The organism is Azospirillum cavernae (genome assembly GCF_003590795.1).
GTDB lineage: Bacteria > Pseudomonadota > Alphaproteobacteria > Azospirillales > Azospirillaceae > Azospirillum > Azospirillum cavernae.
The window spans coordinates 1,551,291-1,563,929 of sequence record NZ_QYUL01000001.1; the positions used below are offsets into that span (position 1 = coordinate 1,551,291).

Annotated in this window: 8 protein-coding genes; all 8 read right to left on the reverse strand. The window is 67.4% G+C overall.

The window, feature by feature from the left end; genetic code table 11:
- Nucleotides 1–55: 55 nt before the first annotated feature.
- The 8 genes from D3877_RS07090 to prsK are packed head-to-tail and all read right to left on the reverse strand — an operon-like array spanning nucleotide 56 to nucleotide 12,506.
- On the reverse strand, nucleotides 56–1,723 hold the full coding sequence (locus D3877_RS07090; RefSeq protein WP_158599801.1) for a TIGR03016 family PEP-CTERM system-associated outer membrane protein: 1,668 nt from the start codon (nucleotides 1,721–1,723) through the stop codon (nucleotides 56–58).
- Nucleotides 1,724–1,761: 38 nt separating this feature from the next.
- Entirely contained in the window at nucleotides 1,762–2,691 is a 930-nt protein-coding gene (locus tag D3877_RS07095) for an AAA family ATPase (RefSeq protein ID WP_119829964.1), read from the reverse strand.
- Complete coding sequence (locus D3877_RS07100; protein ID WP_119829965.1) at nucleotides 2,681–4,309, reverse strand: XrtA system polysaccharide chain length determinant; 1,629 nt, start codon at nucleotides 4,307–4,309, stop codon at nucleotides 2,681–2,683. The genes D3877_RS07095 and D3877_RS07100 overlap by 11 nt, the downstream gene beginning before the upstream one ends.
- A gap of 43 nt (nucleotides 4,310–4,352) precedes the next feature.
- Complete coding sequence (locus tag D3877_RS07105) at nucleotides 4,353–5,003, reverse strand: XrtA/PEP-CTERM system exopolysaccharide export protein (RefSeq protein WP_119829966.1); 651 nt, start codon at nucleotides 5,001–5,003, stop codon at nucleotides 4,353–4,355.
- Nucleotides 5,000–6,199 carry a glycosyltransferase family 4 protein gene (locus D3877_RS07110; protein WP_119829967.1) on the reverse strand — a complete coding sequence of 400 codons (1,200 nt, stop codon included), beginning with the start codon at nucleotides 6,197–6,199 and terminating at the stop codon, nucleotides 5,000–5,002. Before D3877_RS07110 ends, D3877_RS07105 begins: the two co-directional genes overlap by 4 nt.
- A 3-nt stretch (nucleotides 6,200–6,202) precedes the next feature.
- Nucleotides 6,203–8,989 (reverse strand): XrtA/PEP-CTERM system TPR-repeat protein PrsT, encoded by a 2,787-nt coding sequence (gene prsT / locus D3877_RS07115; protein ID WP_119829968.1) that lies wholly within the window; start codon nucleotides 8,987–8,989, stop codon nucleotides 6,203–6,205.
- Nucleotides 8,986–10,350, reverse strand: coding sequence for a PEP-CTERM-box response regulator transcription factor (gene prsR / locus D3877_RS07120; protein ID WP_119829969.1), 1,365 nt, complete (start codon nucleotides 10,348–10,350; stop codon nucleotides 8,986–8,988). Before prsR ends, prsT begins: the two co-directional genes overlap by 4 nt.
- Nucleotides 10,347–12,506 carry an XrtA/PEP-CTERM system histidine kinase PrsK gene (gene prsK / locus D3877_RS07125; RefSeq protein ID WP_119829970.1) on the reverse strand — a complete coding sequence of 720 codons (2,160 nt, stop codon included), beginning with the start codon at nucleotides 12,504–12,506 and terminating at the stop codon, nucleotides 10,347–10,349. Before prsK ends, prsR begins: the two co-directional genes overlap by 4 nt.
- Between the last annotated feature and the right edge of the window lie 133 nt (nucleotides 12,507–12,639).

The window sequence follows — 12,639 nt, forward strand, 5'->3', positions numbered from 1 at the left end:
CAAGAAAACCTCGACCGTGTCACAGGGGAAACGCCGCGTCGAAAGGCGGGGGCGCTCAAAAGCGTTTTTTGATGCCGACCATCAGCATGTTTTCCCGCGCCCTGGTTCCAATCTCCGGTCTCCAATCGACAAAGCGGTAGGACGCGTAGGCGTTCAGTTGCGGATTCATTTGGTAATTCAGGCTCACCCCGGCCCGGTAGCGTTGCGATTTGCCGCCGGGCGCGTTGCTGGCGATCACGTCGTCCTTGCTGGCGTTCAGCGTCAGGGCCGTCAGCGGGCTGATCTGGCGCGTCCACTCCAGACCCAACGACAGAGTGGTGCTGATGGTTCCCTGCCCCGTCGCCGGAAGACCGCTGCGGCTGGGCGTCAGCCCGCCGACGATGGTCTGTTTGGCCAGCGACAGGATGGCCGACAGGGTGTCGCGGGCGTTGGCGTGGCTGAGCACCGCCGAATGGACGATCTGCCGGTACACCGCGTTGGACCGGGTGAACAGCGACGCGCCGGGGTTGGCCGACCGCCCGCTGAACGGATCGACATAGACCCCGTTGGGATCGCGCTGAACCGCGCTCAACGCCTCGATGGCGGCCATGGCGTCGGTGGTGATGCCGGCCTTGCTCGACACGCGCAGAACCGTCATCGGGCTGAATTTGTGCTCGCCCAGGACATACAGGGTTTGGTCGCCGTTGCGCCGCCCCACCCCCACCCGCAGGTCGGTGTCGGGCGACGGCGTCCAATGCAGCCCGACGCTGTAAAACACCCCGCTCAACGCGGCGCTGTCGATCCGGTCGCCCCGGATGGAGTCATGACCGATTTCGCCCAGCAGCCCGACCGCGTCGTCGAGGCGATACTCGACGCCGACATCATGGGTGTCTTGCTTGAGAATTTGGCCGCCCTGCGACTGGCGCGAGGCTTGGGCGCTGTAATCCCACAGCAGGCGCGAGAACGCCTCGCCGCTGCGCAGTTCCACCTTTGCGCTGTCGGTGCGGCTGTCGTTGACGCCGCCCAACCCAAGGCCATTCAGCGCCGCCGCCGCGTCCGCCGACGTCCGCGAATCCCCCGACATGTCATAGCGGACTTCGTCATGGCGGTAGGACAATTGCCCGACCATCCAGGAACCGAAACGCTGTTCAAACCGGGGCGTGACGCTGAAGGTCGCGACGCGGGTCCGGTTGCCCGGCGTCGTTTGGCCGTCCGCCGTGGCCGGGCCGGTCGGGTTGATCGCCTGTTCGGTGACGCTGAAACGGGACGCAAGAAACAGGACGCGCTCGATCAAGGCGGCGTCGAGCACGCCCAAACCATTGTGACGAACGCCGTCGAGATCCCGGTTCACGGCGTAGCGGTCAAAGCCCAGTTCATAGGCCAGATCGAGATCGAGCGCCCTGGTTTTGTACCGCGCGCCAACCGAGGGCGTGATGGTGGTGATGAGATCCGATTTGCCGCCGCCGCTGGCGGCGTGCGCGTTGTCGGTCGCCTTTTCTTCAGCGGCGACGCCAAGACGAAGCTGGAAGGGCGGCGGCGGCGCCTCGGCGGTCGGCGGCGGCGTGTCGGGGCGCTGAAGCCTGGGCGCGCCCAAGACCGACGAGGTTGGAAAGGGCTTGAACGCGCGCGCCACGGTCGGGGTTTGTTCGCCCCCTTGCTCCAACGCCACTGGCTCCTCCGCCAGCGCCTCTTGCGCGACGGCTTTGCCGCCCATCGTCAGCAGCGCCGCCAATACCGCCGCCAACCGTCGGATCCTGTGGCGATCGCCCCGCGCCATCCCGCTCAATACCCGCCATCGGCGAAGCTGTGCTCGTCCGTCACCCGATTGAAGACGCAAGAGAGGTTCCGCCCGCCCTTCAGCTTGGCCAAAGCCTCGCGGAGATTGCGTTTCGTGGTCGCGTCCTTTTCAACCACCAGCACGGTCTGACCGACATGGGCGGACAGGGCCACCCCCTCGTTGGTCGCCAGCACCGGCGCGGTGTCGATGATGATGATGCGGTCGGCGTAGCGGGCGCCGACGTCACGCATCAGCGCGCCCATCTGCTTGCTGGACAACAGCTCGGTGCCATGGGCGTGCGGGCGGCCCGCCGGCATGACGCTGAGATTCGGCACGCTGGTGCGCCGGATGATGTCGCCGACGTCGTGGGCGTCCCCCGCCAGCAGATCGACCAACCCCGGTTCCGTCTCCGCGCCCAGCCAGGAACCAAGGCTGCGGCGGTGGCTGTCGCCGTCGATCAACAACACGAAAAGATCGCGCTCCAGACAGAAGCTCATCGCCAGATTCAGGGCGACGAAGGTCTTGCCCTCCCCCGCCACCGCGCTCGTCACCATGATGACGTTGCTGTTGGTTTCCCGTTCCGCCGTCCCTTCGGGGAAGGCGATCCGCCGCAAGGCGCGCTTGATGGCGCGAAAACATTCGATCTGTTGGCTGCGGGGCGAGGTCGGCGTGATGAATCCCGCCGCCTGCAAACGGTCAAAATCAATCGGAAGCGGCGGCCGCGCCGGGTCGGCGGGTTTGGCGACCGGAACGCTGAGCGGCGGCGGGTCGGGTTGGAGCGGCGGCGGCGGCTCTGGCGCGGCGAAGACCGGAGACGCCTGGATCGGGGCCAGGATCGGGGCCGAAACCGGCATCGGCCCGCTCGCCAGCCGTCGGGCCGCCAGCCGTTCCACCATCGACAGCCGGTCGTCGCGCTGAAGGGGATCATCCGGCATAGTCGCGGATCCTTTGAAGAAACGCTGGCAGGTTCACAAGCGGCAGCAGATCGCTGAAGCGGACGAAGTGATTCACGACCAGCACCCCGAGATAGGCCAGGACAAGCAACGCCAGAACGGCCAGGACGTTCCGCAGCCGGTGATCCTTCAGGTCCAGGGTCTTCGCCACCTGAGGCACCACGCCGATGACGCGCAGGCCGAACAGGTCGGTCAGCGTGTCGGTGGACGTCACCGTGTCGTCGGTCTTCTGCAACAGCATCATCACCCCGCCGCCCGACATCAGGGCGGCCAGCAGAACGCCGGTGAAGAACAAGGGCCGGTTGGGAAAGCTGGGCCGCATCGGCACCTGGGGGGGTTCGATGATGCGGAAATGGAGCTTGTCGTCGCTGGCCTCCAACGCCGCGCTGACCCGTGCCGATTCACGCCGCCCCAGCAGCTCCTCGAACTTTCCTTTGACCACGCCGTAATCGCGGTTGAGGTCGGCCAGTTCGGCTTCGATCCTTGGCGCGGTTTCCGCCAACAGCTTCAGCCGGGCCTGCTCCTCGGTCAGGGGTTGCAAGCGGCTTTCGGCCTGGGCGATCTCCCCCTCGACCTGGATCAACCGCAGCTTGACCTGCTCATAGACCGGGTTCGACACGCGGCCACGCCCGCCGCCGCCGCCCGCCGGTTTCTGCGTGCGGGCCTCCTGGTCGGCGTCGATCCGCGCCTGTTCCAGCGCCCGTTTCGTCGCCGCCACGTCGGGGTGAAGGCTGGTGAAGCGCGCCTCCAACTGCGCGAGTTCGGCCTGAAGCTGAAGCACCCGCCCGCGCGCCGAGGTGGCGGGGGCCGCCGCGCGCCCGGTGTTCACCGTCACCTGCGACCCGCTGTCGATGTCGAGGAATTGCGGGGTGGCGTCCAGGCTGATCTGCAACTGTTTGCGCGCGACCACCGCGTCGTCGTAGCGGCTCTTGGCTGCGAACAGGCTCTGTTTGACCGCGTCGTAACGGTTGGAGAAGTTGGATCCGGTGGCGGACAGGATGTCCGCGTGTTTGGATTTGTAATCGGCCAGTTGCTCGTCGGCGCGTTTGAGCGTCTGTTCATACTCGGCGATCTGGTTTTCAATGAAGTTGCGCGCGCTTTCCATGCCCGCGCGGTTCAGGCCAAGGTTGGTTTCAACGAACAGGCTGAGCAGCGTTTCGACCACCTTGCGCGCCCGCCGGGGGTCGGGGTTGGCGTAGGTCACGGTGAACAGATTGTGCCCTTCGGCCTTGATGACGATCCGCCGCGCCAACCACTCGTAAAGCTGCTCCTTGCCGATGTCGGTGGTGACGTTCAGATCCAGATCGGCGGCGTGGGCGACCTGCACCAGATTTTTTCGGTTCAGCAGCGTCCGCTGCATGACGTTGATCTGCTTTTCGACATCGGCCTGGATCGCGATGTTGCGCAACAGCGGCGTCAGCAGATTTTCAGTTTCGACATAGATGCGGGTCATCGCCTCGAAACGGTCGGGCAGCGTGAACACCACGAGCCAGCCGACCAGGGCCAGCACCCAGGCGACCCACAGCCCAACCCGCCGCCAGCGCCAATAGGGGCGCAAAACGATCCTGACCTTCGTGCCGACCTGTCCGGCGAGTGTCACGCGCGTTCATCCTTCCATTCCGGCCATTCCGGCGAGCGCCGGATCAAAACCAGCTCTGCGGAACCGTGACGATGTCGCCCGGCGCCACCTCGACGTTGGCGGTCACGTCGCCGTCCTTCAGCAGATCGGCCAGACGAACCCGGTAGAGCGTCGGCTCGCCGTTCGTCGTCCGGCTGATGGTCGCCCGGTTCCCGGCGGCGAACGGGGTCAGACCGCCCGCCGCGATCATCACGTCCAGAACGGTCATGCCCTTGCGATAGCTGAGCGATTGCGGCTTGGCGGCTTGCCCGACCACACGGATTTGACGCCCCATCGGGCCAATCGCGTCGATCATGATGATCGCCACTTTGACGCCCATCACATACTCGGACAGCTTTTCCTCCAGATCGCGGGACACCGCGACCGGCGTCCGACCGGCAACGGACACATCGTCGAGCAGCGGCACCGAAATCCGCCCGTCGGGCCGCACCCGCATGACGGAGGACAGCTCGGGATTGCCCCAGACCAGCAGTTGGAACTGGTCGCCGGGGCCGATCAGATAATCCTTGCCAACGTCGTCCTTGACGTTGACCAGGCTGGGCGCGAAGGCCGTCTGCGGGTCCATCGCCGCGCAGCCCGACAGGGCGACGCTCAGCAGCAGCAAGACGGCCAGCCCTTGCGGGATTGACGATGGGTGAGGGTTGACGCCGTTCATGGGTGAACCGCCTTTCGCGTGGTCAGAAGGGCGCCGAACAGGGAACGCTGGCCACGGGTCGTTTCGTCCCAACTGAACCGTTCGGCGTGACGTCGGGTCGCGGCGCGATCCGGCAGGCTGGAAAACAGGCGGCGCACCCCCTCGGCGATCCCGGCGGCGGACCGCGCGCCGATCAACGTCCCGGCCTCGGGCGTCGTCACCGCCTCCTTCGCGCCCCACACGTCGGTGGCGATCACCGGGGTGCCGCAGGCCATCGCCTCCAGCAGCACGTTGGCCCAACCCTCGCGGCTGGACGCCAGAACCAGGGCGTCGGCGGCGGCGTAGATGGGCGGCAGACGGGCGTGCGGCGTCTCGCCCAGCAAACGCACCCGGTCGGCCACCCCCGCCGCCAGCGCCCGCGCCTCCAGGGCCGCGCCGTCCGGCCCGCCGCCGACGATGAGCAGCGTGAAGCCCGGCAACTCCCGAAGCGCGTCGATGACCAGCCCATGCCCCTTGCGCTCGATCAACAGGCCGACCGACAGCAGAACGCGGCCCGACACGCCCAGCGCGGCGCGGGCGGCGTTGCGATCCTGCGGTCGGAACAGATCCAGATCGACGCCGTTGCGCAGCACCTGCACCTTGTCGTCGGCCACCCCCAGATCGACCAGCGCCCGCTTCAGCGCCTCGCACACGGTGATGAGACCGGCGGCGTGGCGGGCGGCCCATTGGATTTGTTTGCGCGGCAGCGCGTGGGCCGGGATCAGATTGACGTCGGTTCCCCGCGCGGTGATGACCAGCGGCTTGCCCAACTCCCGCGCGATCAGGGCGGCGGCGACGCCGTCGGGGTAGAAATAATGGGCGTCGATCAGGTCGAAATCAGCCTCTTCGGCCAAACGCCGGACCAAGCGCCGCGTCCAGGCGTAGAGAAGCAGCGGCGCCGGAACCATGCCGACCTTGGGAATCGCCGGAAAGCGCGGGTGCCAGACGCGCAGGCCATAACGCTCCTCGCAAGCGGGCGCCTGGGCGTAGCGCGCCCACGCGCCAAAGCCGGACATCCCCGGCGGAATCCAGGGCACCGGGGCGACGACGCGCAGATCGACCCCGCCCGACGCCGCCAGATGGCGCAGGCGGTTTTCCACAAACACGCCGTGAACCGGCTGGCCGGGATTCGGGTACAGGGTCGAAAAGCTCAGGATGCGCAGCGGGGCGGCGGCCATGGCTCAGACCCCGCCGAGCCGGTCATACAGGGCGCGGGCGTCGTCCGCCTCGCCAAAGGCCAGCTTGGCGTCCAAAATCGGCTTCAGCAGGCCGCGCGCCGCGTCGAACTCCTTGGCGTCGGCCTTCATCCGGGCCAGATGATAGGCGATCTGCGGGTTTCGCGGAGCCATCGCGTGGGCGCGCAGCATCAGGACCGCCCCCTGCGCGGCGTCGCCCTTGCGGTAGAGCAGATCGGCATACGTGTCGATGATGTCCGGCGAGGTCGGTTGCAGGCGAAAGGCGGTCTGCGCCGTCTGAGTCGCGCGCGGGTCGTCCACCGCGTCATAGGCGTAGGCGAGGTTGTTGAGCAGCAGGGCGTTCTGCGGAAAGCGCGCGGACAGCGCCTCGTACCGCTGGATGGCCGCCGGGTAATTCTTCGTCACCAGATCATCTTCGGCCAGCGCCGTCAGCGCGCCGGGATCCTCCGGCTCCACCGTGAGCCACGCGACCAGCGCGGCGCGGGCGCGCGGGCGGTCGCCCTGCTGGATCAAAACGCGGTAAAGCCGCCCCGCCGCGACGGCGGACGGGTGGGCGGCCAGCGCCGCCGCGTAACGCGCCTCGGCGTCCGGCAGGCGGTTGGCGGCGGTCAGCACGTCCCCCTCCAACACGCGCGCCTCGTCGCTGTCGGGGTTTTGGGCGAGCGCCCTGGTGACGACGGCCAGCGCCGCCGCGTCCCCCTTCATGGCGAACTCAAGCTGGGCGCGGCTGCGCCACGCCGGGATGGAGGCGCGATCCGCCGACAGCGCCCGGTCAAAGGCCGTGCGCGCCTCCTCCAGCCGGTTCAACCCGACCAGCGCCTGCCCCAGCCGCAGGTGGATGGCGGAGGATTCCGGGTGGCTGGCCTGAAGCCGCCGGTACAGATCGACACCCTTCGCCGGCTCCTTCAGCGCCAGATAGAGTTGCGCCGCTTGATCCAGGGCCGCCAGGTTGCGCGGTTGGGTCCGCGCCAGATCGTCCGCCGCCTGAACCGCCTCCGCCGTCTGCCCCAACCCGGCCAGGGTCCGCATCAACTGGATCCGGGGATCGGCCTCGTCGGGATGGGCGGCGATGGCGGTTTGCAGAAAACCGACCATGCGGTCGGGCTGACCGGCGCGCGCCTCGATGCGGGCGCGGATCATCAAGGCCCGCAGATCGGCGGGCTTCCGGCTCAACAGCCCGTCGATGGTTTGGCGCGCGCGGTCGAACGCCTCGTTCCGCAAATCCAGCTCGACGGCGTAGCTTGCCGCCGGGATGAAATCCGGGTCCTTGGCCAGCGCCGCCTGGAAATCGGCGGCGGCGGCGGCCTCATTGTCCTTCGCCAGCCAAACCGCGCCCCGGATGGTCAAAGGCAGGGGGGATTCGGGTTGGGTTTTCACCATCGCCGTCGCCGCGTCGATGGCGCGGTCCGGATCGCCCTGCGCCAGATAGGAGAACAGCAGCGCCATGCCGACCTGCGCGTTTCCGGCGTCGGCGGCCAGCAGATTTTCCAACTCGCGAACGCCCGCGTCGCGGGTGGATGGCTGCTGCGTCTGGACCACCGCCAGACGGGCCTGTCGGGCGGCGTCGTTCGGGGCCAGCGCCGCGACCTTGGCCAGAACCTCGTTGGCCTCCTTCACCCAGCCTTCGGCCATGTAGGCCGACCCCAACAGATCCAGCGCGCGCGGGTCGTCGCTCAGCCGGTCTTGAATCGGCCCCAGCAGGGCGATGATTTTGTCGTAGGACCGCATGCGGTAGTGGATGCCCGCCAAAAGCTTGGTTCCGGCCAGATTGTCGGGATCGTCGCTGTGGAAGCGGGTGGCGAAGCTCAGCGCCTGCTCCAGATGGCCGTTGGCGGCGTGGATGACGGCGAGCAGGAAGGCGCCGCGCGGGATCCGTTCAATCGCCGCTTCGACCGGGCGCACGCTGTCCATCGCGTCGGCAACCTTGCCCGCGCGGATCTCCAGCATGGCTTTCAGATAGCGGGCGATGGGCGCGTTGGGGGCTTGATCCAGAACGGTTTTGACCTCGGTCGCCGCCTCGTCGTCGCGGTTCAAAGCGGCGAGCGCCAGCGCCAGCCGTTGCCGCACCGTGACGTCGCGGGGGTTGACCGCCAGAGACGCCTTGAAACGATCAACCGCGCCGATCAGATCGCCCGCCTGACGCCGCAAATCGCCCTTGAGCGCCAGCGCCTCCGGCGCTTTCGGATCGGTGGAGAGAAGGCTGTCAATCACCTCCTCCGCCGTCCGATAATCGCCCTGAACCATCAGCACCAGGGCATGGACGATCCGCGCCGACGGGTTGGCGGGAACCGCCTCCAGCGCCGCTTTGGACGCGGCGTCCGCGCCGGGAAGATCGCGCAGCGCCAAGCGCGCCCGCGCGTGGATGGCCAACACGTCGCTGCGGCACTGGGCGTCGTCGGGACAGGGCGGCACGTTGGCCAGCAGCTTTTCGTTCTCTCCCAACGCCAGCAGCGCGAAGGCCAGCAACGGGTTGACCTGGGCGGCGGGATGCCCGTTGGCGCGCGCCAAGGTCAAATCCTTTTCAGCGGCGACCAGGTCGCCCAAGCGGATCTCCAGCGCGCCCAACTCGAACCGCGCCTCGCCGCTGGTCGGGTTTTCCCGCACGGCCTTTTTGAGCTGGAACAGGGCGGCGTTGGCGTTGCCCTGGGCCAGCGACGCGCGCGCGTCGTCAATCAGCGCGGTGGACGCGAAGGCCGCCGGGGCCGTCAGGACGACTCCGATCAGCCCGCCGACCAAACAGCGCCCAATTAGCCAACGATGAATCGGCTTCATTCCAGCTCCCTGTTCTTGACGTTCAGAACGCGCATCAGGCCGTAGAGGGTCGGACGGGACACCTCCAGCATCTGCGCCGCGCTCGATATGTTGTTGTCGGCCAGGCTGAGCGCGCGGCTGACCGCGACGAACTCCGCTTGGTCGCGGGCCTGCCGCAGGGTCAGCGGCGCGGGGGCGTCCCCGTCGGTCGCCAGATCGAGATCCAGGCTGGAGATCATCCGGCCATCGGCCATCAGAACCGCCCGCTTGACCCGGTTCTCGACCTCCCGCACATTTCCCGGCCAGGGATGGTTGGTGACGGCGGCCAGCGCGTCGCCGCTCAATCCCTTGATCGGGCGCGCGAACTCCTTGGCGTAGCGGGCCAGGAAATATTTCGTCAGCAACACGGCGTCGCCGGGGCGCTCGCGCAACGGCGGGATGTGGATCGCCACCTCGTTGAGGCGGTAGAACAGATCCTCGCGAAAGCTCCCGTCTTTTATCATCGCCGCCAGATCGCGGTTGGTGGCGGACACCACCCGGACATTCACCTCGATCGGCTTGCGCCCGCCAACCCGTTCGATGCTGCGGGTTTGCAGAAAGCGCAGAAGCTTGACCTGAAGGTTGAGCGGCATGTCGCCGATCTCATCGAGGAACAGCGTGCCCTGATGGGCCTGTTCGACCTTGCCGATGGTCTGCTTGACCGCGCCGGTGAAGGAGCCTTTTTCGTGGCCGAACAGCTCGCTTTCCAGCAGATTTTCCGGGATGGCGGCGCTGTTGATGGCGACGAAGGCCTTTCCGGCGCGCGGGCTGCAATCATGGACGCCGCGCGCGAACATCTCCTTGCCGGTCCCGCTTTCGCCGGTTATCAGCACGGCGACGTTGGCCCCCGCCACCCGTTCGACCATCCGGCAATTCTGGAACAGCTTGGGCGAGGCGGTGATGATTCCGGCCAGGGGGGAGGAGCGCTCGCCGACGATCTGCGCGTTTTCCCGTTCCAAATCATAGAGATAGAAGGCGCGCTGAACAATCAGCCGCAGCGTGTCGGGGTCCACTGGCTTGGGGTGGAAATCATAGGCGCCCAAACCAACCGCCGTCAGGGCGCTCGTCCGCTCCTCGTTGCCGCTGGCGACCACCACCTTGGTCAAGGGCTGGCGTTTCAAGACGGTTTCCAGCAGGGCCAGCCCCTCGCCAACGCCGTTGGGGTCGGGCGGCAAGCCGAGATCCAGCACCAGAACCGGCGGCTGTTCCTTGTCGAAAAGACGCAGCGCGCTGTCGCGGTCGCCAGCGGTCAGCACCTCGTAATCGGCCAGCGCCCATTTCATTTGGGTGCGCAACCCGTCGTCATCCTCGACGATCAACAGCGTCCGTTTGCTCCCGGTCATCGCGCCAGCCCTCCAACGCGGGCCAGCGTCGCCGAGGCTGGAATCTCTGGGGCCGAAACCGCCGCGTCGGCGACCAGCGGAAGCAGGACGCGCATCGTCGTTCCCCGACCGGGCGCGCTGTCCACCTCCAACCGTCCGCCCATGTCCTGGATCACATGGCGGGTCTGGTAAGCGCCGATGCCGAAACCGTCGGGCTTGGTGGAGCGCAAGGGCCGGAACAGCTCCGCGCTCAGGAAATCGCGGTCCATGCCGGGGCCGTTGTCCTCCACCTCGACCACCGCCTGGGAACCGCTGCGGCTCAGGCGCAACAGCACCGCCGCGCCGGGACCGGCGGCGGCGAACGCGTTGTCGATCAGCAAATCCAGCGCGCCGATCAATGCGTCCGCGTTGGCGACGGCGCGCAGGGCGATGGCCGAGGGAGCGAGCGACAGCCCCCCCGGTCGGACGCTCGACCAGCGTTCGGCGACGCCCGCCAGCAGGGCCGACACATCGACCGCCGCCAGTCCAGCCGCCGCCCCATGTTCCGGCGGACGCCGTTTCTCGGCCAATTGCGCCAACAGCGCCGTCATGCGCGCCACCGAATTCCGCACGGTGTCGGCCATGTCCTTTTGAAAATCCGGGTTGTCGCCAAAGCGGCGGCTGTTCTCCAGCATCAGCGACATCTGGCCGACCACCGTCTTGATGTCGTGGGCGACGAAGGCGAAGCGCCGGTTGAACTCCTCAAACCGCTGGGCCTCGCTCAGCGCGTCGGCGGCCAGCTCCTGCGCCAGATAGCTGGCGGCGTGGGTCGCCGTGGTCGTCAACAGATCGCGATCCTCCCAATCCAGCCGACGCCGCCGTCGGGCGTGGTCCAGCGCCAGAAAGCCCAGAATCTCGCCGCCGAAAATCAGCGGAATCACCAGCCAGACCTGGGGATGGCCGGTGATCCAGTCCGGCAACGCCGCTTCCGAACCACGCGGGGACGGCGGGCGGTCCGCGTCGATTTCAATGATCGCGCCGGTTTTTTCCAGAAAGCCGATCAACGCGGACTCCCGCCCAACCGACGGGCAAACCCCGCGATAGTTCCATGCCGCGCCCAGCACAAAGGCGTGGTCGCCCCGCTGACGCACCCACAAAGCGCCGCCGGGGCTGTCGATCATCTCGGCCAAGGTGCGGGCCAGCCGCTCGCTCAGCTTCAGCGGCATGGTGGAGGACAGGACGCGGACGAAGCGCAGCCACTCGTTCCGGTAATCATATTTGACGGTGAAGAAGTGGCGCTGGACCAGGGCGGTGAAATGGGATTTCAGGGTTCCCGACCCCAGCGCGGCGGCCAGCAGCGCCAAGCCGCCGACCACGAAGACGATTTGCAGGGTCAGCCCCCAGCGCCCACCGATTTCGCGGATGTAGAAACCCGCCGCCGCCATCGCCAGCAGATAGACGCCGCAGACCGTCAGGGCGGCGGTGAAAAACACCCCCCCGCGCGAGGCGTTGATGTCGATGTCGCGCTTGCGGGTCCAACTGGCCGTGCGCGTCAGCGACACCGCCACCGGCAGCGCCGTCAACGCCGTCACCAGCCCACGGGCGGCCAGAAAATCGGGCGTGACCCGCGACAGCAGCAGCGCGTCGGCGGAAAGGATGAAGTCAAAGGCGAAGATCGTGCCCAGCCCCAGACAGGCGTGCTTCAGCCCCCAACGCCCGGAGGGTCCGCTGTTGCGGAACAGATTTTCCAGGATCAACAACCCCAGCACCGGAATGACCAGCGCCACCAGTTGATCCAGCGGGATCAACAGCCAGCCCAGCCCGGCAAAGACCGGGGCCGCCGCCAGCGTGACGACGTCCAGCACGACGGCCAGCACGACCAGCGGCGTCAGCAGCCGTTGCGCCGACAACCGCCGCGCTCCAACCGCGCCCAGTCGGTCGATGCCGCCCAAAAGCGCCAGCAACAGAAAAATCCAGCAGGCGTTGCGGACGGACTCGGCCAGTTGCGGAAGCAGCGGCGGCGCGAACCCCGTCAACCAACCCAACACCGCCGCCGCCCACAGCCCAGTGGCCAGACAGGCGGCCAAAACCGGCCAGCGCCAGGGAACCGCGCCCCGCCGCGCCCCAATCAAAAGGGCGAGGGAGGCGTAGGCGATGGCGCACAGCCCGTAACTGACGTTGGAAATCGCGTCGAACAAATCGGCTTGCCCTTTCCATCAGGGATGCGCGGCGGGCGTTTTGTCAGTCCCGCTCGTCAAACCGCTCATCAAATCACAGGGACAATAGCCGGATGACCACTTCACCGATCAGCTTCGGAAAGTACTCAAAGCC